Origin of the sequence: Larkinella knui (assembly GCF_003858645.1) — a bacterium.
GTDB lineage: Bacteria > Bacteroidota > Bacteroidia > Cytophagales > Spirosomataceae > Larkinella > Larkinella knui.
The window spans coordinates 773,567-793,474 of record NZ_RQJP01000004.1; the positions used below are offsets into that span (position 1 = coordinate 773,567).

Annotated in this window: 17 protein-coding genes; 9 read left to right on the plus strand and 8 right to left on the minus strand. The window is 51.2% G+C overall.

Annotated elements, in window-relative coordinates:
• Positions 1 to 32: 32 nt before the first annotated feature.
• The 6 genes from EHT87_RS21610 to EHT87_RS21635 all read left to right on the plus strand — a co-directional run bounded on the left by EHT87_RS21610 (position 33) and on the right by EHT87_RS21635 (position 7,963).
• Complete coding sequence (locus EHT87_RS21610) at positions 33 to 407, plus strand: response regulator (protein ID WP_124908727.1); 375 nt, start codon at positions 33 to 35, stop codon at positions 405 to 407.
• Complete coding sequence (locus EHT87_RS21615) at positions 404 to 1,450, plus strand: adenylate/guanylate cyclase domain-containing protein (protein WP_124908728.1); 1,047 nt, start codon at positions 404 to 406, stop codon at positions 1,448 to 1,450. Before EHT87_RS21610 ends, EHT87_RS21615 begins: the two co-directional genes overlap by 4 nt.
• 152 nt (positions 1,451 to 1,602) lie before the next feature.
• A complete protein-coding gene (locus tag EHT87_RS21620) occupies positions 1,603 to 2,220 on the plus strand; it encodes a TetR/AcrR family transcriptional regulator (protein WP_124908729.1) in 618 nt (205 codons plus the stop codon).
• A 43-nt stretch (positions 2,221 to 2,263) separates the two neighbouring features.
• A complete protein-coding gene (locus EHT87_RS21625) occupies positions 2,264 to 3,649 on the plus strand; it encodes a TolC family protein (protein ID WP_124908730.1) in 1,386 nt (461 codons plus the stop codon).
• A 64-nt stretch (positions 3,650 to 3,713) separates the two neighbouring features.
• On the plus strand, positions 3,714 to 4,775 hold the full coding sequence (locus EHT87_RS21630; protein ID WP_124908731.1) for an efflux RND transporter periplasmic adaptor subunit: 1,062 nt from the start codon (positions 3,714 to 3,716) through the stop codon (positions 4,773 to 4,775).
• 113 nt (positions 4,776 to 4,888) lie between these two features.
• Positions 4,889 to 7,963: an efflux RND transporter permease subunit gene (locus tag EHT87_RS21635; protein WP_124908732.1), complete on the plus strand. Its 3,075-nt coding sequence runs from the start codon at positions 4,889 to 4,891 to the stop codon at positions 7,961 to 7,963.
• A 413-nt stretch (positions 7,964 to 8,376) separates the two neighbouring features.
• Here EHT87_RS21635 and EHT87_RS21640 read toward each other — a convergent pair whose 3' ends face one another.
• Positions 8,377 to 8,976 carry a Crp/Fnr family transcriptional regulator gene (locus EHT87_RS21640; RefSeq protein WP_124908733.1) on the minus strand — a complete coding sequence of 200 codons (600 nt, stop codon included), beginning with the start codon at positions 8,974 to 8,976 and terminating at the stop codon, positions 8,377 to 8,379.
• Between the two features lie 231 nt (positions 8,977 to 9,207).
• Here EHT87_RS21640 and EHT87_RS21645 point away from each other — a divergent pair, with 231 nt between their 5' ends.
• The 3 genes from EHT87_RS21645 (at position 9,208) to EHT87_RS21655 (ending at position 11,627) form a co-directional block, all read left to right on the plus strand.
• Positions 9,208 to 9,618, plus strand: coding sequence for a DUF2141 domain-containing protein (locus tag EHT87_RS21645; protein ID WP_124908734.1), 411 nt, complete (start codon positions 9,208 to 9,210; stop codon positions 9,616 to 9,618).
• A gap of 58 nt (positions 9,619 to 9,676) precedes the next feature.
• Positions 9,677 to 11,149 carry an IMP dehydrogenase gene (gene guaB / locus EHT87_RS21650; protein WP_124908735.1) on the plus strand — a complete coding sequence of 491 codons (1,473 nt, stop codon included), beginning with the start codon at positions 9,677 to 9,679 and terminating at the stop codon, positions 11,147 to 11,149.
• A 142-nt stretch (positions 11,150 to 11,291) separates the two neighbouring features.
• Positions 11,292 to 11,627 carry a hypothetical protein gene (locus EHT87_RS21655; RefSeq protein ID WP_124908736.1) on the plus strand — a complete coding sequence of 112 codons (336 nt, stop codon included), beginning with the start codon at positions 11,292 to 11,294 and terminating at the stop codon, positions 11,625 to 11,627.
• Between the two features lie 7 nt (positions 11,628 to 11,634).
• Here the strand turns inward: EHT87_RS21655 and EHT87_RS21660 are convergent, their stop codons facing one another.
• The 7 genes from EHT87_RS21660 to EHT87_RS21690 all read right to left on the minus strand — a co-directional run bounded on the left by EHT87_RS21660 (position 11,635) and on the right by EHT87_RS21690 (position 19,906).
• The gene (locus tag EHT87_RS21660) at positions 11,635 to 12,741 is read right to left on the minus strand and encodes an ABC transporter ATP-binding protein (RefSeq protein WP_124908737.1); all 1,107 of its coding nucleotides are present in this window, start codon (positions 12,739 to 12,741) and stop codon (positions 11,635 to 11,637) included.
• 8 nt (positions 12,742 to 12,749) lie between these two features.
• Positions 12,750 to 14,054 carry a hypothetical protein gene (locus EHT87_RS21665; protein WP_124908738.1) on the minus strand — a complete coding sequence of 435 codons (1,305 nt, stop codon included), beginning with the start codon at positions 14,052 to 14,054 and terminating at the stop codon, positions 12,750 to 12,752.
• Between the two features lie 43 nt (positions 14,055 to 14,097).
• Entirely contained in the window at positions 14,098 to 14,907 is an 810-nt protein-coding gene (locus tag EHT87_RS21670; RefSeq protein WP_124908739.1) for a carbohydrate ABC transporter permease, read from the minus strand.
• A 27-nt stretch (positions 14,908 to 14,934) separates the two neighbouring features.
• Positions 14,935 to 15,795: a carbohydrate ABC transporter permease gene (locus EHT87_RS21675; protein WP_124908740.1), complete on the minus strand. Its 861-nt coding sequence runs from the start codon at positions 15,793 to 15,795 to the stop codon at positions 14,935 to 14,937.
• A 115-nt stretch (positions 15,796 to 15,910) separates the two neighbouring features.
• On the minus strand, positions 15,911 to 17,182 hold the full coding sequence (locus tag EHT87_RS21680; protein WP_124908741.1) for an extracellular solute-binding protein: 1,272 nt from the start codon (positions 17,180 to 17,182) through the stop codon (positions 15,911 to 15,913).
• Positions 17,183 to 17,296: 114 nt separating this feature from the next.
• Positions 17,297 to 18,364 carry a LamG domain-containing protein gene (locus EHT87_RS21685; RefSeq protein WP_124908742.1) on the minus strand — a complete coding sequence of 356 codons (1,068 nt, stop codon included), beginning with the start codon at positions 18,362 to 18,364 and terminating at the stop codon, positions 17,297 to 17,299.
• Positions 18,365 to 18,403: 39 nt separating this feature from the next.
• Positions 18,404 to 19,906 carry a RagB/SusD family nutrient uptake outer membrane protein gene (locus EHT87_RS21690; protein WP_124908743.1) on the minus strand — a complete coding sequence of 501 codons (1,503 nt, stop codon included), beginning with the start codon at positions 19,904 to 19,906 and terminating at the stop codon, positions 18,404 to 18,406.
• Between the last annotated feature and the right edge of the window lie 2 nt (positions 19,907 to 19,908).

The window sequence follows — 19,908 nt, forward strand, 5'->3', positions numbered from 1 at the left end:
ACTATTTTGACTTTTTACTAAATACGCCGGAAATGAAAGTATTGGTTGTTGACGACGAAACGGACGTACAATTGCTCTTTGAACAACGGTTTCGGCGCGAGATCCGCGCGGGTGAAATCAATTTCGCTTTCGCGCATTCGGGCGAAAAAGCGTTGTTTTATCTGAACGAACACGCTTCTGAATATGTCTTAATTCTGTCGGACATCAATATGCCCGGCATGAGTGGTCTGGAATTATTGCGGTTGATCAAAACGACGTATCCGGCTCCTCCACCCGTTGTGATGATGATCACGGCGTATGGTGATACCGACAGCTACGATCAGGCGATGCAGCTCGGGGCCGATGCGTTTTTGACCAAACCGCTCGACTTTACCACTCTGAAAGAAAAACTCAAAAACGTGTTATGAAGTCTAAAATTCTGGTCGTGGACGACGAAACCGATCTGGAACTGCTGATTCGGCAGAAATTTCGGCGTCAAATCCGCGAACTGCAGTATGAGTTTGTTTTTGCCTACAACGGCGTCGATGCCCTGGTCAAACTCCAGGAGAATCCCGACATCGATGTGGTGCTGAGTGATATCAACATGCCCGAAATGGATGGGCTGACGCTGCTGGCAAAACTCAGCGAGGTGAGTCCGCTGACCAAAACCGTGATCGTGTCGGCATATGGTGACATGACCAACATCCGCACGGCCATGAACCGGGGGGCTTTCGATTTTATCTGCAAACCCGTCAATTTCGAAGATCTGGACGTTACCATGCAGAAAACCATCCGGCACGTTGCCCAGTTGCGGGAAACACTGAAAGCCGTTAAGGAAAACAATATTCTGCGGATGTACGTCGACGAGTCGGTGCTGAATTTCATGGATCGCCGGGAGTTCGAATCGTCGCTGATGATGAACGAAACGGTGGAAGCCACGGCGGTTTTTATCGACATCTGCGGTTTTACGGCCATTACGGAACGCGAAAGCGCCGATACCGTCGTGAAACTGATCAATTTGTATTTCGACGTGATGGTGAAAGAAATCATCGCGCAGGGCGGGTTTGTCGATAAGTTTATGGGCGATGCCGTCATGGCCGTTTTCCGGGGCGAATACCACCTCGACCGCGCCATCGAAGCCGCCCTTGCCGTCCGCAATCACATCGAATCGATGGAAAAAACACTGCCCGACGAGCCGATCTATACGCCTAAAGTGGCCATCGGCATCAATACCGGCGAAGTCATTTCGGGGAACATTGGTTCCGTGACACTCCGGCGGCTGGATTATACCGTCATCGGTGATGTGGTCAATACCGCCCAGCGGCTGCAATCCTTTGCACAGGAAGGCCAGATCATCATCAGCGATGCCGCCTATCAGCAGGTAAAAGACTCCTTCCGCTGCGAGCCACTGGGCGAAGTCCTGCTCAAAAACAAAGCGAAACCGGTGGCAGTTTATGCCGTTATCGAGTAGCTTTTCCACGTGTTGACCAAAATCATTCATGCTGATTTTTTTACGGTTGACCCCCGGATTTCGACCCTTCACCCTTCTTTTTTGACAAAAATTATAAACACTACTTGTTTACTAAACAGTGTTTAGTAAGTTTGTAACGTTAATTAACACATATGGGAATTGTTGAGCGGAAAGAGCGCGAGAAAGAGGAAATGCGGAAACTGATTTTGGAAGCAGCCCAAAAGTTGTTTCTGGAAAACGGTTTTGAAAAAGTGAGCATCCGGAACATTGCCGACGCCATTGAATACAGTCCGGCGACGATTTATCTGTATTTCAAGGATAAAAACGAGCTGTTGTACGGAATCCATAACATCGGTTTCCACAAGATGATCCAGGAGTTTCAGCCAGCTCTGAGTCTGGCTGACCCCTTTGACCGACTGGTGGAAATGGGCCGCCGGTATTTCCGGTTTGCATTCGAAAATCCGGAACACTTTGATCTGATGTTCATTATGAATGCTCCGATGGATGCGCTGGCTTGCCGGGACGACATTTGGGATGAAGGCCGGGCGGCTTTCGGGTTGCTGGTGAAGTGCGTACAGGATTGCATGAATGCCGGTGTGTTTAAGTACCAGGACGCTGAGGTTGCTGCCATGATGATCTGGAGTGCCGTTCATGGGTATACGGCCCTTTTCCTGCGGAAACGGCTGGATATGTTTGAGGAAAGCCGCCGGAAAGAACTGATGGAAGATGCGTTCACGCTATTTATAGAAACGATCCGAAAGGGTCTGTAAAAAAAATTTACCGTCTTGGTGAACAGTGTTAATATACTAATCTATGGTCACAAAAATACCGTTCGGCTACTTGCTGACTATTCTTCTCACAATCGTACCGCTGCTCAGTCCGGCCCAGTCGCCCGACGCCCCTTCGGCTATTCTGAATGCCTATATTCAGGAAGGCTTGCAAAGTAATCTCGCACTAAAACAGGAATCGCTGGAAATCAACCGGGTAACGGAGTCGATCAATCAGGCGAAAGCGCTGTTTTATCCCCGGCTGACGTTCAATCCGACGTATTCGCTGGCGGCTGGCGGTCGGCGGTTGCAGTTTCCGGTTGGCGATCTGCTCAACCCGGTGTATGCCACGCTCAATCAAATGGCCGGTTCCGACCGCTTTCCAACCAACATCCCGAACGTTAATGAACTGCTGGCTCCCAACAATTTTCACGATACCAAACTAAGTTTCCAGTACGCGGTTTTCAACACGGATATTCAGTTTAACTACCTGATCCAGAAAGATTTATTATCGGCGCAGGAAGCCAGAAAACGTGTGGTCGAAAACGAGTTGCGGTACAACATCGCCACGGCTTATTATCAATATCTGCAAACGCTTGATGCGGTGCGAATCTACGACAACAACCGTACGGTCTTGCGGGAACTGGGCAAACTGAACGAGAAGCTGGTCAACAACAATGTGGCGACGAAAGATGTGGTTACCTCGACCCGCTACGAAATCAGCAAGATCGATCAGCAACTGGCCGTTGCCGACAAAAACCGCCAGAGTGCCAAAGCCTATTTCAATTTTCTGCTCAACCGCGACCTGACTGCCGACATTCAGGTGGATTCTCTGTTGACCAGAACGTTACCGGCGGCTCCGCCCGCGCTGGGTGATCTGCAGCAAACCGCCTTGCAAAGCCGCCAAGAGCTGAAACAACTCGGCGGTTCGCTGCGGGCTTCGCAAAATGCCATCAAACTGAACGAAGCTTCCATCAAATTGCCAAACGTTTACATCGGCGGGAACGCCGGATTTCAGGGATTTGGCTACACCTTCAGCAACCAGGCTTACGTGCTGGGGCAGGTTGGGCTTTCCTGGGATTTGTTCAAGGGCTACGAAAAACGCTCGAAAGTACAGCAGGCCAAAATCCAGACTGAAATCGTGCAGACCAGGCTGACGGAAGTCGAAAAGCAGATTCAGCTGCAGGTGTTGCAGGCGTATTACGAGCTGGATGCGGCCAACGAAAGTCTGGCGGCCACGCAGAGTGGTCTGCTGAACGCCGAGCAAACCTTCCGGCTCATCGACAGCAAATACCGCAACGGCCAGGCGCTGCTGGTCGAATACCTCCGCTTCCAGAACGACCGGCTAACGGCCCAGATTCAGCAGGTGCTGACGCGGTATGATGTGCTGATGAAACGGGCCGCGCTGGATCGGGTAACGGCCATTCAGTGACAACCGCTTTGATTGATTAAGTCATTTTTTTCAATAACGTATTGATAGTTAACTGTTTACTTTGATGAAAACACTGCAATTTATTCTTATCCTGCTTTTGACCGGGGGAATGTGGGCCTGCGGCACCAAAGCCGAACAAAGCCGCGATAAAAAACCGGCAGAGCAGACGGACGATACGTCGATTCCGGTAAAATTGACCAAAGTCGAATCGGTAGTTCGCTCGGAACCGGTGGTGGCGTCGGGGCTGGTGTCGTCGTCGGAAGAGGCCAAGCTGTCGTTTAAGATTGGCGGTATTATTCAGAAAATGTACGTCGATGAAGGCCAGGCCGTTCGGAAAGGGCAACTGCTGGCGACGCTCAATCTGACCGAAATCAACGCCCAGGTGAGCCAGGCGCAATTGTCCAACGAAAAAGCCGAGCGTGATCTCAACCGTGTCAAAGCGCTTTACGCCGACACCGCTGCCACGCTCGAACAGTTGCAGAATGCGACGACGGGCCACGACGTCGCCAAACAAAATCTGACGATTGCTCAATTCAACCAGAATTACGCCCAGATCCGGTCGACGGTGGACGGCACGGTGACGCGAAAACTCCTGAACGAAGGCGAATTTGCGTCGGCGGGAACAACGGCTTTTATGATTTCGTCGACGCGGAAAAATGACTGGGTAGTTCGGGTGGGCGTGGCCGACAAAGACTGGGCCCGGCTGAAAGTGGGCAACCGCGCCACCATCACACTGGATGCGTATCCCGACAAAACGTTTATGGGAACCGTTAGTGAAATGGCGCAGGCTGCCGATCCGCAGAACAAGCTGTACGAAGTGGAAATCCGCATCAATCCCGGCGGGGTGAAATTAGCGCCCGGTCTGTTTGCCAAAGTGAGTTTGCAACCCGCCCAAAGCCGCAGCTACGCCCTGGTGCCGATTGAGGCCATTGTGGAAGGAAATGGAAAAGACGGTTTTGTTTTCGTGTTGGCCGATGACCAGAAGCGGGTTCGCAAAATACCGGTACAAATTGGCTTCATCGACAATGACAAAGTGCTGTTAACGAGTGGTTTATCCGGCGTCTCGAATGTCGTTACGGCCGGTTCGGCGTATTTGACGGAAACATCTACGGTCATTCTCAAATAACCCCTCTGATAAACTCTGATTATCTCTGCTCAACTCTGTGTAATAGCTTTTTAAATTGTTTCACAGAGTTTAGCGGAGAGGATCAGAGTTTATCAGAGCAAATCTTTCCAACTATGAATCTCTCCGAATTTTCCGTCAAGAACTGGCAGTTTATGCTGGTCGTCTTCATCGCCGTGGTGGCGCTGGGCGTCAACTCGCTGTTCAACATGCCGCGGGGTGAAGACCCCGAATTTACAGCCCCTTCGTTTGCCGTCGTGATCGTGTATCCCGGCACCGACGCCCAGGATATGGAAGAACTGGTGGTCGATCCGGCCGAAGCCCGTTTCAATTCGCTGGATGACATCAACCACGTGATCACCACCATTGACGACGGTCTGGCGGTGTTGCGGGTGGAATACGATTATGGCGTCGATCCCGACGAAAAATACCAGGAAATGGTGCGGGAAGTCAACGCACTCCGGGCGCAGCTGCCGACGGATATTTTCAACATCGAAATCCGCAAATTTTCCCCGACCGACGTCAGCATTGTGCAGGTGGCTTTGCAATCGGAAGTGGCTTCCAACAAGGAACTGGGCGATTACGCCGATGCACTGAAAGAACGACTGGAAAAAGTCAAAAGCCTGAAAGGCGTGGAGGATTGGGGCTATCCGGCCAGCACGGTTCGCATTTCGTTGAACATCGACCGCATGGCGCAGGAAGGCATCGCCCTCAACCGCCTGATTGGCGCGTTGCAAGCCGAAAACCTGAACATTCCGGGCGGCAGTATCCAGGCCGGTTCGCGCAAATTCAACGTCAAAACCAGCGGGGATTACCAGACACTCGACGAGATCCGCAATACCGTGGTTTCGACCAATGGACAGAAGGTGATTTACCTCCGCGATGTGGCGGATGTCGATTTCAATTACGAAGACGAAACCCACATCACCCGCCTGAACGGGCACCGGGCGGTTTTGGTAACGGCGGGCCAGAAACTGGGTGAAAACATCGCGAAAGTGGGTGAGCAGCTGAATCCGGTTATCGAAGATTTTGCCAAAACGCTGCCGCCCCACATCAAACTCATTAAAAGTTTCGACCAGGCCGCCAGCGTCAATGCCCGGCTGAGTCGGTTTGCCAAAGATTTCGGGATTGCCATTTTGCTGGTGGCCCTGACGCTTCTGCCACTCGGCATTCGGGCCGCCCTCGTCGTCATGATTTCAATACCGCTTTCGCTGTCGATCGGACTTTCGTTGCTGAACATGTTTGGGTTCAGTATCAACCAGTTAAGTATCGTTGGGCTGATCGTTGCGCTGGGTATTCTGGTCGATGATTCGATTGTGGTGGTCGAAAACATCGAGCGGTATTTGCGGGACGGTTTTTCCCGACGCGACGCGGCTATTAAAGCCACGAAACAGATTACGCTGGCCGTTATTGGCTGTACGGTTACGCTGATTCTGGCTTTCCTGCCGTTGATGTTCCTGCCCGAAGCGTCCGGTGACTTTATCCGTTCGCTGCCAACGGCGGTGGTTACGACCATTCTGGCGTCGCTGCTGGTTTCGCTGACCATCGTGCCGTTCCTTTCGAGCCGGATATTGAAAGAAGAGCATAATCCGGAAGGGAACATTTTCATGCGGGCGCTGAAGAAACTCATCAGCGGATCGTATAGCCGTCTGTTGCACACGGCTTTGCGTCATCCGCTGATCACGTTGCTGGGCGCGCTGGCTATCTTTGGAGGTGCCCTCATGCTGGTGCCAAAAGTCGGATTTGCCCTGTTCCCGGCTTCCGAAAAACCGCAATTTCTGATCAATATCGAAACCCCCGAAGGCACGAGCTTGCAGGAAACCAACCGCGTTGCGCGCTACGTCGAGAGTCAACTGGGCCAGGAACCGGACGTGAAATATTTTACGACCAACGTCGGAAAAGGCAACCCGCGCATTTATTACAACATCATTCAACGGAACGAGGCTACCAATTTTTCGCAGTTTTTTGTGCAACTGCACGATATGCCGCCCGTTCAAAAACGGCAGATGATCGACAAGCTGCGGGATAAATTTAAGTATTATGCCAATGCGAAGATCGAGGTCAAGGATTTTGAGCAGGGCCCCGATCAGGAAGCTCCGGTGGCGATCCGGGTCTTTGGTGAAAATCTGGATACGCTCCGAACGGTGGCCGCCGATGTGGAAAAAGTGTTGAAAACGACGCCCGGCCTGATTTACATCAACAATCCGCTGGCAACGCGCAAAACCGATCTGCGGGTCAAGATTAACAAGGAAAAAGCCGGGATGCTCGGCATGTCCGTTGCCGACATCAACCGCACGATCCGGCTGGCCATTGCCGGTTTGAACGTGGGGATTTTTAAGGATGAAGAAGGCGATGATTTCCAGATCAACGTCACGCTGCCAAAAGGCAAAGTGGCGGATTTGCGGGTTCTTAACAACCTGTATGTCAATACGCTGACCGGCGGCTCGGTTCCGCTCCGCCAGATCGCTGACCTTCAATTCGAAACGTCGACCAACCAGATTCGGCACTACGACAAAGACCGCTACGTGACCGTTACGGGTTTTGTGAAAAGCGGTTATCTGGTCGACAATGTTTACAATGAAGTGATCAGAAAACTGGATACACTCAAGTTTCCCAACGATTTTCGCTACAAAGCCGCCGGCGAACTGGAAAGCCGGGAAAAATCGTTCGGCGGGTTGGGCACGATTATTCTGATTACCGTCTTTGGCTTTCTGGCCGTCCTGATTCTGGAATTCGGCACGTTCAAAAGTACGCTGATTGTGCTGTCGGTCATTCCGCTGGGTATCATCGGAGCCATTGCCGCGTTGTTGCTATCGGGAAATCCATTCTCGTTTGTGGCCGTCATTGGGTTAATTGCCCTGATTGGCATCGAAGTCAAGAACTCCATTCTGCTGGTCGATTTCACCAACCAGCTCCGCGAGCAGGGTATGCCCCTGGTGGAAGCCATTGAACAGGCCGGTGAGATTCGGTTTGTGCCTATTGTATTGACCTCACTCACGGCCATTGGCGGGCTGATTCCGCTGGCCATTGAGGGAAATCCACTCTATTCACCCCTGGCGTTGGTGTTGATTGGCGGTTTGATCAGTTCGACGCTGTTATCCCGGATTGTGACGCCGGTGTTGTATAAATTACTTCCACCCCGCGTTGAAATAAAAGTTGCCGAACTGGAACAAGAACCGGAGTTACTATAAATACGAAATAAGTACTATCTGTTTTTATAATAGACTCTATAACCGGAGATGGCAACTTATAAGTTACCATCTCCGGTTATACACAAATACGTAGTTCTATTAACAGATATTTTTAATGATATATTAGAAAAAATATGAAATTATTTTTGCGACCCATTTGTGTCTTTCTAAAGAAACATTAATCTTTGTCTTAAGATACGAATTTGCTTGTGCAGGTATTAAAAAATAAAGACTATCTCCAGTGGAAATAGCCTTTACAGTAATTGTAGTTATCTTTATGAAACCTTAATTAAGTTATTTGTCCAAATTCTTGGTTAACTTAATCGCAGCTTGACAAAATTACTATTTTATATTTTAATTCTGGTTGCTGTAAAGCAATTGTAGGTGTGCTGGAGAGCAACTTTTTAGTGCATTTACGGGAGTAGATCTAGTTTTATTTTTTGCCCCCTCAGTCTGCTGAGTGTAAACCGGGACAGCCCAAGGTAGGAGGCTATGTGTTTCAAAGGGGCCCTGGTGCAGATACTGGGGTATTGCAAACAAAAGCGGTAATACCTTTCTTCCGCCTTCAGCATCCGGAGCGAACGAATGCGTTCATCCGAGATCAAAAGGTATTTTTCGCTTAGAATCCTGCCGATCCTATTGGCGATCGGATGCGTATAATACAGCTGTTGTAAATCGGAATAAGAAATAAATAATAGCTGGGAATCTTCCAGTAATTCTATATTTTCAAAAGAAGGTTTTTCTCTTAAAAAGCTATAAATAGACGAAACGAACTCTCCTTCAGCTGCAATCCATCCTGTTACTTCTTTTTCGTCTAAAAAATAATAACTTCTTATCAACCCTTTACCGATATAAAATACTTTATCGCTGATTTCACCTATTGATAACAGATGAGTTCCTTTTGGTAATTTTTGACTGTTTAAATAAGGGTATAACAGCGATTTAGTTTCTTCGTTTATCGGACAAATCTCGAGCAAAGTATCCAGGAACTGAGAATATAAAATTTCTTTCATGGATCGGGAAGTTTTATCTAAACGCGTTGTTCACTGCAGAAGTAGACGTAATTTCGGCTCGTAAGTCACATCGTAGGCAAGAAATAGTTGTCTTTATGCAAACGATAGTGATTAAAGGCGCAGATTAATAGTCATTTGCTATTATATAGTAACAAATATTTTAAATTTGCCGCTGAATCAAAACATCTGCCCAGGGTTTCCGTTTAAGGGAAAACTGAAATCAGGAATTCTATGCACTTCTTTTTTGCGTTACAACTGCTTGCCTTTAGTCCTTTTAATACGGATGCAAAATTCATCGTGGAAGTTCAGAATGTCAGACAACACACCGGTCAGATTCGGGTTGGCCTTTATAAACCCTGTGATAATTTTCCCATGGGTTGCAAACCCGTTGTCAGCCAAACCGTTGAGGTAACCGGCAGCAGCGTCAAAATTACCTTTCCCGTCAAACCGGGGGACTATGCCATCGCTCTTTTTCACGATGTCAATGGGAATGGGAAAATGGATAAAAAGGCATTTGGTATCCCGAAAGAACCCTACGGATTCAGCAATAATTACCACCCGCGACTCTCTGGACCCGCCTTTGACGACTGTCGGGTGCGCATCAACGAGACGGGAAAAACGATTTCGATAAAATTAATCTGAGTGGTGAAGTTTTTTTTAGTAACTTTACCCGGCAAATAACATATCCTGCTTATTTGCTATGAGCTTAGACTCCTCGAAATTCCTCTACGAAGCACTTACTTACGACGACGTACTTCTTTTGCCTGCTTTTTCGGAGGTTCTCCCCCGCGATACCCAGACAACTACCCAACTTACCCGCAACATCCGGCTGAACATTCCGCTCATTTCGGCGGCTATGGATACCGTCACGGAATATGACCTCGCCATTGCGATGGCGCAGGAAGGCGGAATTGGTATTATTCACAAAAACATGAGCATCGAACTGCAGGCCGAGCAGGTTCGAAAAGTAAAACGCTCGGAAAGTGGGATGATTATTGACCCGATCACACTCATGGAAGGCGCAACGCTGGCCGATGCGCATCAGATTATGCGTGAATTTAAAATCGGCGGTATTCCCGTTGTCGATGCATCCAATAAACTCATCGGTATTCTGACCAACCGGGATCTGCGGTTTCAAACGGAGTTGTCGAAACCCGTGACGGATATCATGACCCGCGAGAATCTGATCACGGCCCGCGAGAAAATTACGCTCGAAGAAGCCGAAAGCATTCTGCAACAGTATAAAATTGAGAAACTGCCGATCATCGACGATCAAAACCACCTCGTCGGACTGATTACCTACAAGGACATTCTGAAAAAGAAAAGCCATCCCAACGCCTGTAAAGATGAACTGGGGCGGTTGCGCGTGGGAGCTGCCGTGGGCGTAACGCCTGATCTTCACCGCCGGATTGAAGCGCTGGTGAAAGCGGGCGTTGATGTGATCAGTGTCGATACGGCACACGGCCACTCGCAGGGCGTTATCGATGCGGTGAAAGGCATCAAAGCGCAGTTTCCGAAGCTGGAAGTGATTGCCGGTAATGTGGCCACGGGCGAGGGAGCGAAAGCGCTGGCCGACGCGGGTGCCGATGCGGTAAAAGTGGGCGTAGGGCCGGGCAGTATCTGTACCACCCGAATCATTGCCGGGATCGGAATGCCGCAGTTGACGGCGGTTTACGAATCGGCTAAAGCACTGAAAGGTACGGGCGTTCCGGTGATTGCCGATGGCGGTATTCGCTTTTCGGGTGACATTACGAAAGCCATTGCGGGGGGCGCTTACACGGTCATGGTGGGTTCGTTGCTGGCCGGAACCGAGGAAGCACCGGGCGAAGTGGTCCTCTACGAAGGTCGCCGGTTTAAAACCTATCGTGGAATGGGTTCGGTCGAAGCGATGGAAGAAGGTTCGAAAGACCGGTATTTTCAGGATGCGGAAGATGATATCAAGAAACTGGTACCGGAAGGAATCGTGGGGCGCGTTCCCATCAAGGGCCGCGTTGCCGAGATTATTTATCAGTTGGTGGGCGGTTTGAAGGCCGGTATGGGCTATTGCGGAGCGAAGAACATCGAAACGCTGCAAGATGCCAAGTTCGTCAAAATCACGTCTGCCGGTGTTCGCGAGAGCCATCCGCACGACATTCAGATTCAGAAAGAAGCACCGAATTATTCGTCCCGGTAAGCTGTACCTGCGGACTTTAGTCCGTATTTTAGTTCCTTAGGAGCCAGACTCCGCAAACGGACTAAAGTTCGTAGGTACAAAAAAAATGCAATATAACTCCGCACTTTTTCAAGGCAGACAATAAAAACCGGGTTTGCCCGTTATGAGAAAACAGTCACAGACCATTTACGAGGTCACTATTCTGTACATTGGTTCCCTCAATGCGCTCCGTCAGCGCGAACCCTTCATTGTTTTCTTTTCCAATCTCAAAAAAGCCGTTGAAACTATCATTGGCCAATTGGCACTGAACGGCTGGCCGGTTAAAGTAAATTATACGGCGGTTTACCGAAGCTTGAAGCAACGCGGCAGTTACCAGTGTGATTTCGACGTCGCCGGTGCCAAAGTATTCCGCATCCGCATTGTTCCTCAGACGCTGAATCCGGTATTGACGACGATGGGCATCGACGAAAAACCCGCGGAGCCGACGCGCAAGAAGTAAACCCTGGTCAGGGTTGTATCGCCTGCTCCGTCTGCGCGTCGAAAAAATGGAATTTAGTGGAATCCCAAAAAAGATCGATTCGCTGACCGAACGACAGATTTTGTTCGGCCGAAAGTCGGGCGATAAACCGTTGATTCTCCACTAAAAAGTACGCCAGTGTTTCGCTGCCCATATTTTCGAGGGCTTCAACCACGACCGGTTGCCGGTGAAACGTCCGATCCGTGAACGGCTGGTGGCTGATGCTTTCGGCCCGAATGCCCAGCACAACGGTTTTGCCGCGATACGGTTTTAAGGCATTTCCATAGCCGGTTTCTGCCAGATCGATCATCACCTCCTGGTTCGGGCTTTCAAAACGCAGTGGCCCCGCGTCCGTAATCCGGCCGGACAGAAAATTCATCGGCGGAGTGCCGATAAAACCGGCTACAAACTGATTGACCGGGTGATTGTATAAATTTAAGGGCGTATCATACTGCATCACATCGCCATTGCGCAAGACCACAATCCGGTCGCCCAGCGTCATGGCTTCGACCTGATCGTGGGTCACATAAATCATCGTCGCGCTGAGTTCGCGGTGCAGTTTCTGCAATTCGATCCGGGTTTGACCCCGCAGTTTGGCATCGAGGTTACTGAGGGGTTCATCGAAGAGAAAAACCTGCGGATTGCGGACGATGGCCCGACCAATGGCCACGCGTTGCCGTTGGCCGCCCGACATATCCTTGGGTTTTCGATCGAGCAAATTTTCGATTTCGAGCAGCCGGGCGGCTTTGGATACCCGCTCCCGGATTTCGTCTTTGGGCAACCCGCGCAGTTTTAGCCCGAACGCCATGTTTTCAAACACCGTCATGTGCGGATACAGGGCGTAGTTCTGAAAAACCATGGCAATGTCGCGCTCACTGGCCGGGACATCGTTCATGCGCCGGTCGCCAATGAATAATTCGCCATCGGTGATGGTTTCCAGTCCCGCAATCATGCGCAGCAAGGTAGATTTTCCGCAACCGGACGGCCCCACCAGCACCACAAACTCCTTGTCGTTGACGTCGATACTGACATCCTGAATCACCCGCGAATCACCCGTGTAGGCTTTGGCGATGTGTTTTAACCGGACTTCTGCCATAGCCGTTTTTACTTGTATTTTTCCAGCAGCTGCAAAGCCGCCGGGTAGGTCTCTATTTTCTGAAAAGCCCACAAAGCCTCGATGGTCGATTCGGCTCCGGAATTCCGGTTGACGTTCGTGGCCGACGAGATTCCGTCGAAACAGCGGCCGGTTGTGGCGTCGTACATTTTCACGTTAGCCGGATTCGCGCCCAGAAACCAGCCCGTCAATTGCGCGGCTAAATCCGCATACCGGGCTTCTTTCGTTTGGTCATACGCTTCCAGAGTCGCCCAAACCAGGGGCCGGACGCCGTAGGCAATCTGCGCAAACCGGGAAGTTTTTGTTGCGGTAATTTCAGTGCCTTGCTGCTTCACTTCAAACGACTCCAGAAAGCCCTGCTTCAGCAGATACGGATAAAAATAATCGATTTCGCGCTTCGCCACATCGATCCAGGCAGTTTTGTTCAGGGCCTTTCCGACTCGCAGCAACGCATACGCCTGGTCGCTTCCGTAGGCATGCCAGGCGTTTTCAAAACTCAGAATGGCACCGTACGGAAAATGAGTGGCGTCGCCCTGCTGCATCAAAACGATGCCTTCGCCCAGCAATTCGATAAGTTTCAAGGCCTGCGCATCGGGCGTTTGCTGGTGGTAATTCAGCAATCCCAGCATCATGATAGCGGCCTGGTCGGTGCCCGAGCCGTAGGGCAACCACTTCGGCACTTTCAATCCCTGAATGAAATTCATTTCCATCGGTTTGTTACCAAAGTCGCGAATCATGTTGGTAACCAACTTCTGATTAGCCGTCTGGATTCGCGCAGCCACCGTTGCATCGGCTTTCTGAAAATACGGATACGCTTCGCTCAAATACCACAACGCCCGCCAGGACCACCAATTGGGCTGGTTGACACTGGTTTGGTAGGTTTTGTTGATCGTGCGATCGGGCCATAAAAAGTTGTAGAAATAGCCATTGTCCGACTGCAACTGGAGCACAAACTCCGTCATTTTTCGCAACTTGTCCTGTTTGCCGGTATTCGTTGCCAGATCCGGTTCGCGCAACACAAACAAAGCTGCCCGGGCCACATCGTCGATGCAGGTAAACCCTTCGTCGTCATCACCAATCAGATCATAATTCGGCGCATTGCTGTAAATGGCAATTGTGCCTACTTCCGCGCCGTTTGGCAGTTTGAAGGTCTGGTAAAGATGATCCAGATGGCCCAGATTGACCTGGCGGTTTGCGGGTGTCGGCTCCGGTGTTGCGGGTGTTTTTTTACAGGAAAAAGCCAGTAATACCAGCTGAATCAGCACCAGGCCAACGGTCGTATTTCGTTTTGTCATTTATCGTTTCTTTTAAAATGCCCCCGACGGAGGCAGTAAACTTTCAATCCTTCAGCCCCGACGATGCCATGCTGCGGATGAAATGCCGCTGGAAAAATAAGTACAGGATCACAATCGGAACTGCCAGCATCACGGCTGCGGCAATTTTCACACCCAGTTGCCCCTCGGCCCGGCCACCCACCGAAAACAGCGTCACCAGTTGCGGCATCGTCATCGTCGGCTCATCGCGAATGACGATTAGAGGCCAGAGTGCTTCGTTCCATAAGCCCATGAATGTCAGGATGGTAATGGTCAAAACCGTCGGCAGAATATTGGGAAACAGGATCTGGAAAATGATGCGCAGTTCCCCGCAACCGTCCAGCCGGGCCGCATCGATGAGCGCCTGCGGCATGGACGTAAAGGCTTGCCGGAACAGCAGAATCGACAAGGAATTGAGCACAAACGGCACAATCAGGGCAAAATACGTATCGACCCAGCCCAGTTTGACCATCGTGATGTAGTTGGGAATGAGCGTGATCTGAAACGGCAGCGTCATCGTGAAAATGATGAGGTAAAAAATCAGATCACGGCCCCGAAACCGCAGCCGCGCCAGGGCATAACCCGCCATTGCTCCCGAAATCAGGACCAGCGTCGTGGTCACCACGGCCACCAGCACGCTGTTCAGGAAAGCGCGGCCCAGCGGTATTTTCGAGAAAACCGACCCGTAATTACTCCAGGTAAACTCAACCGGGAAAACCGTCAGTGAACTTAGCCCGCGCTCCGACGACAGCGACGCGCTTACCATCCAGATAAACGGATAGATGAACGACGCAGCCGCCAGCAAAAGCAAAAAATAGCGAAGAAAACGGGACATGATTGTTCGTTAAAGAATGATTCTCTCTCAAATCTCCTGTTCGACATACCGTTTCTGAATGGCGACAACGAACAGAATCAGCAAGGCAAAAAAGAATCCCAGCGTGGCCGAATAGCCCATGTGGTAATACTGAAAAGCCTGCCGATAGATATACATCACGGCCGATAGCGTGCTGTTCATGGGTCCGCCTTCGGTCATGATGTAGGGTTCGATGAACAGCGAAAAACCGCCGATGGTAGACAACACCACCACCGTAAAAATGGTCGGATTGATCATGGGCAGCGTGATGAACCGGAATTTCTGCCAGCTCGTCGCGCCTTCCAGATCCGCGGCTTCGTAATATTGCACCGGTACGGTTTGCAAACCAACCAGAAACAGAATCACGTAGAGTCCGACGTTTTTCCAGGTCACCATTACCGCAATCGAGTACATAGCCACCGTCGGATCGTCGAGCCAGGGCACGCGCGGCAGGCTGATGGCCGTCAGAATCCGGTTGAGCATCCCCATGTTGTATCCCAGCAGTTGCTGCCACAGAATCGTTACGACCACCCCCGACACGATGACCGGCAGGAAAAAAGCCGCCCGGAAAAATGAGGCACCCCGAATGGTGCGGTTTAGCAACTCGGCCAGGGCCAGCGCAATCACGATTTGGAGCGGAATGTGGATGATCAGAAACCGCAGCGTGTTGTAAATCGCCTGCCAGAACAAGCGGTCTTTGAACAGGCGGGTGTAATTCGCCAGCCCCACGAACTCCATCGGCGAGATGATGTTCCAGCTATGGAACGTCAGCACCACCGAGAAAACCACCGGAAAGGCCACAAACACCGCAAAATGCAGAATGTAGGGAGCCACCAGGCCATACGGAATCCATTTGTCTCGTCGAGTCATTTTTAAAGGGGTATTTCGCGGAGTTAAACAGAGAAAAAGGGAGTTAAGCAGAGTTTTTTTAATATATTCTCCGCTTAACTCTTTCAAACTCTGCTTAACTCCGCGAAACAACTTTTTAATTCCCTAACAACACATCCACAGCCTGAGCTGCGTCGCGGATGGCGTCTTCGGGTGTTTTTTTATTGTAAATCACGCAGGCTTCGTATTCCTGCGAGATGATGTCAAACACTTCCACGATAACCTCGCAGTTGTCCACGCCTTTGATGTAACGGGTCTGCCGCGCGAAGGGCATCAGCAGTGGATTTTTTTGCAGAAAACCGGCAAAATACGGATCGGTGTCCAGATTTTTCCGGCGCGGAAACTGCCCTGTCAATTCCATCAACCGCAAATCGCCGGGCGGATCGACCAGCGTTCGGATAAACTCCCAGGCCGCCTGCGGATCGCGGCAGGTGTTGAAAATGACAATGTTTTTGGGATCGCCGTAGGTGTACACGGGGCCCTGATGCCGATCCGGAACGGGCATGGCGAAGGTGCCGTACGCAAAACCGGGATCTTTAAATTTTTCCAGAAAACCGACCGTCCAGGGGCCGGTAAACTGCGTGGCAATGGTTTGTGCCAGAAACGGATCGCGGGTTGCCGAAAGCCGTTCTTTGGCGAAATAATCGTATTTGTAGAGGTCCTGCAAAAACCGGAAAACCTCCACGGCATACGGATTATTAAAAACCGCCCGGTTCTTTACGATAAGCGGAGCGCCGTTCGAGGCCGCCAGATAGAGCGGGTAAAAATTGAACAGGCGTTGGTACCAGATCGGTTTCACTTCGGTATAGCCCAGCCACTGATCGGTGTAGCCGTCGCCGTTTTTGTCCTGCTTGAACTGCCGCCCGGCTTCGAGATAAGCCGAATAGGTATACGGCGGTTTGGCCGCTTGCAGTCCGTTCAGGGCACGGGTATTGCAAACCGTCATGATCGGATTCACTTTCCACGGCACCTGATAAATGTGCCCGTCCGACGAGGTAATTTCGGCGATCATGCTGCTGTCGCAGCGGGTATTCAAAAATTCCCGAAAGCCTTTCAGCGTGTCGAGCGGCACCAGCACTTTCGCTTTGGCGTACATCTCGACCAGGCCCTGCCACAGGTTGGCGTAAATGTCCGGCGTGGTTTTGCCCACGACCGACGCCAGAATAATTTCCTCACTCGACTGCCCTTCCGGAATCGGCTGGTAGCGCAGCGGTTTGTCGGGCCGTTGTTTCTGCCAGCGTTCGGTAAACTCCTTCGCAAACGCAATCTCCCCGGCGTTGTTCGAACACCAGAACACCAGCGCCTGATCCGTCCGGCGGTTTTCGCAACTGGTGAGGAGAATTAATAAAATGGGAAGGAGTTTGTGCATTTTGAGATTGTTATTTCGCGGAGGTGAGCGGAGAAAAAGGAGAGTTACGCGGAGTTTTTTATTAATTCTCTGCTTAACTCCTTTTTCCTCCGCTCACCTCCGCGAAACAGATCTTTATTTACCCTTTTCAGCCGTGTAAATCGACTTCACCTGCGTGCTGCTCAGGGCGACGTTATAGATGCGAATGTCATCCATGTCGCCGGTGAAGTATCCACCCCAGGGACCGTTGAAGTTGTTGCCGTCCGCGTCGTCTTTCTCATTCTTGTTGTACAGACTCGTTGGCAAATCCTGCCCGATGGTCATGTTGATGGTATTCTTGACCGGAGCCAGATCGCCCGTCACATCCGTGTAGGTTTTAATCAGCGTTCCATCGATGTAGAAGCTCATATCGCCCGACTTGTAGGTAACCGCAATGTGGTACCATTTGCCCTTGTCCAGCGTGACGGTTTCATCATCCTTGTCTTTGGCACCCGCGGTGGTTTTTACAGTAAAGAAAACCTTGTTGGCTTCCTGCAACTGGACTTTATACCCATTCCACCGGTTCAGAGCCAGGAGGTAGTTACTGGCGCGTGACGAATCGTATTTGACCCACATGCTGATGGCGATTTCTTTCGCCGGATTCAGCGATGAATTATACGGCACCTCGATGTTACCGCCCTTGTCAAAGTGATACGCCTTCGCATCGGCTCCAAAGCGGTCTTTCGTAGGTGTAACTACACCCGCTCCCCACAATGGACTCCCCGCCTTCAGCGTTCCGTTGTTGCCCTTACCGGAGCCGTCATTGGCGTTACCGTCAAACTTGTAGTAGGCAACCAGATTGGCGGGCGCAATTTCCTGCACCATTTTACTCAGGAAGGTTGCCCCGGCCTGTCCCAGATTTACGTAGGCGTTATTGACCGCCGTCTGCGTGGCAGCCGCATCGTTGTTCACCGCCGTAGCCGCATCGATGGCGGTTTTGAAGACGGCTTTCGAACCGGCTTCAAACTGACCCACACCGGTTCCTTCCACGGCCAGCGCATACCCGGCATTGGCACTATCGAGCCGGGCCTTCAGTTTACTTTTATCGACGGGAATGACGACCGGATCATCTTCTTTTTTACAGGACTGGATTAAAGCCAATACCATCATAAAGGCAAACAGACCCCAGACTAACTTGCTGATTGAAAATAGGTTCTTTCTCATAAAGTTGGTTATTGATTTAGTTTATTAAACAGGTGAAAATTAAAGCTTTAACTTTTTATTGGTGTCGCGCTCACTCTGCGGAATCGGGAAATACCGGTTGGTTTCGTACTTGAACGACGGCTTGTCTTTCAGGGCATTCTGGGCGTATTCCTTGCCCCAGCGCATCAGATCGAAATACCGGTGGAACTCAAATCCGAGCTCGACGCGTCGTTCGTGGTAGATCGCTTCGCGCAGCGCCGACTGGTTGGTGATGGTCAGATTGGGCAGCAAACCGGCCGGAACCGTCGCCGTCGTGCTCAGCGTCGGGTCGTACAGATAGCTTTCCCGCGCCCGTTTCCGCACCTGATTCAGAAACGTCAGAGCCTCGGCTGTGCGCCCCAGTTCGTTGAGCGCTTCGGCCTGCCACAGCAGCACGTCGGCGTAGCGGATGATGACGTAATTCAGATTGCCGTCGCCCTTCGTGCTCTTCGGAATTTCCGTCAGCGGTTGCAAATGCTTCTTGTTCAGATAGCCCGTCGGTGACCAGGTCGGGTCGTAGGGCGTTCCATCGATCCACGGTTTGCCTTCCCGCGCCACCGTATAATCGAGTCGCGGATCGACCACGCCCGTTGCGGTTTTCTCGAATTCGGCCACAAAACCGGGCGTCGGTACGTCGAAAAAATAGCCATTTTCGTTCTGGCGGGGTGCAAACCACTGGTTCAGGCGGTTTCCGGTAAACGGCACCTGATTGGTCAGATGCTGCGCCGAGAAGATGGCTTCCTTGTTGTTTTTGAAATCCTGACTGAAATTCTGCGTATAAACCGGCAGCAGTTCATAATTCCCGATGGCTTTCACCTGCGCGGCTGTTTCGGCGGCCAGTTGCCATTTTTTCTGGTACAGATACGCTTTCGCCAGCAAGGCCGTGGCGGCTCCTTTCGTGGCCCGGCCCACATCGGCCCCGGTGTACGTTGCGGGTAAATTCTTGATCGCTTCGGCTAAATCGGCCTCGATGACGCGGGTATAAATGTCTTCCACCGGAGACTGTTCGACCTGTAACGCTTCCGGATTTTTCGGTTCGAGGTTCACCGGCACCGGCCCGTACGTATTGACCAGGTAGAAATAATACAACGCCCGTAAAAACCGCGCTTCGCCCAGAATTCGGGCCTTGATGTCGGCGCTCATCGTGATGGGCGGCACTTTCTGCAACACGATGTTACAGCGGCTGATGCCTTCGTACCACTCGCCCCACTGCGATTCGACCGGCCCGTTGTTGGGGAAAACCTGAAAATCATCGACCAAACCGATGTCGGCCTGATCACCCGCGTCGCCCCCCTTGGCCGCGTCGTCGGAAGCCACGTCGCCAAAAACCCAGAGCCGGTTCCGGTCGGTCGAAAACGTCAGCGGCACGTAGGCGGCATTGATCGCCAAAACCGCCTGCGCCTGCGTCTGGTAAAAAGCCGATTCGGGATAATCCGCCCGCACCTCTTCGTTCAGGAAATCGTTGCAGCCACTGGCAATTCCCAGAAAAACAGCCGCTATGGTGAGTGTTTGAATTGGTTTCATAG

Bases quoted from the DNA above. Each gene is read 5' to 3' on its own strand.
- EHT87_RS21670 (WP_124908739.1), bottom strand. From the start codon at position 14,907: ATGTCCCGTTTTCTTCGCTATTTTTTGCTTTTGCTGGCGGCTGCGTCG.
- EHT87_RS21630 (WP_124908731.1), top strand. From the start codon at position 3,714: ATGAAAACACTGCAATTTATTCTTATCCTGCTTTTGACCGGGGGAATG.
- EHT87_RS21655 (WP_124908736.1), top strand. From the start codon at position 11,292: ATGAGAAAACAGTCACAGACCATTTACGAGGTCACTATTCTGTACATT.
- EHT87_RS21635 (WP_124908732.1), top strand. From the start codon at position 4,889: ATGAATCTCTCCGAATTTTCCGTCAAGAACTGGCAGTTTATGCTGGTC.
- EHT87_RS21620 (WP_124908729.1), top strand. From the start codon at position 1,603: ATGGGAATTGTTGAGCGGAAAGAGCGCGAGAAAGAGGAAATGCGGAAA.
- guaB (WP_124908735.1), top strand. From the start codon at position 9,677: ATGAGCTTAGACTCCTCGAAATTCCTCTACGAAGCACTTACTTACGAC.
- EHT87_RS21690 (WP_124908743.1), bottom strand. From the start codon at position 19,906: ATGAAACCAATTCAAACACTCACCATAGCGGCTGTTTTTCTGGGAATT.
- EHT87_RS21680 (WP_124908741.1), bottom strand. From the start codon at position 17,182: ATGCACAAACTCCTTCCCATTTTATTAATTCTCCTCACCAGTTGCGAA.
- EHT87_RS21660 (WP_124908737.1), bottom strand. From the start codon at position 12,741: ATGGCAGAAGTCCGGTTAAAACACATCGCCAAAGCCTACACGGGTGAT.
- EHT87_RS21665 (WP_124908738.1), bottom strand. From the start codon at position 14,054: ATGACAAAACGAAATACGACCGTTGGCCTGGTGCTGATTCAGCTGGTA.
- EHT87_RS21685 (WP_124908742.1), bottom strand. From the start codon at position 18,364: ATGAGAAAGAACCTATTTTCAATCAGCAAGTTAGTCTGGGGTCTGTTT.
- EHT87_RS21675 (WP_124908740.1), bottom strand. From the start codon at position 15,795: ATGACTCGACGAGACAAATGGATTCCGTATGGCCTGGTGGCTCCCTAC.
- EHT87_RS21625 (WP_124908730.1), top strand. From the start codon at position 2,264: ATGGTCACAAAAATACCGTTCGGCTACTTGCTGACTATTCTTCTCACA.
- EHT87_RS21645 (WP_124908734.1), top strand. From the start codon at position 9,208: ATGCACTTCTTTTTTGCGTTACAACTGCTTGCCTTTAGTCCTTTTAAT.
- EHT87_RS21610 (WP_124908727.1), top strand. From the start codon at position 33: ATGAAAGTATTGGTTGTTGACGACGAAACGGACGTACAATTGCTCTTT.
- EHT87_RS21640 (WP_124908733.1), bottom strand. From the start codon at position 8,976: ATGAAAGAAATTTTATATTCTCAGTTCCTGGATACTTTGCTCGAGATT.
- EHT87_RS21615 (WP_124908728.1), top strand. From the start codon at position 404: ATGAAGTCTAAAATTCTGGTCGTGGACGACGAAACCGATCTGGAACTG.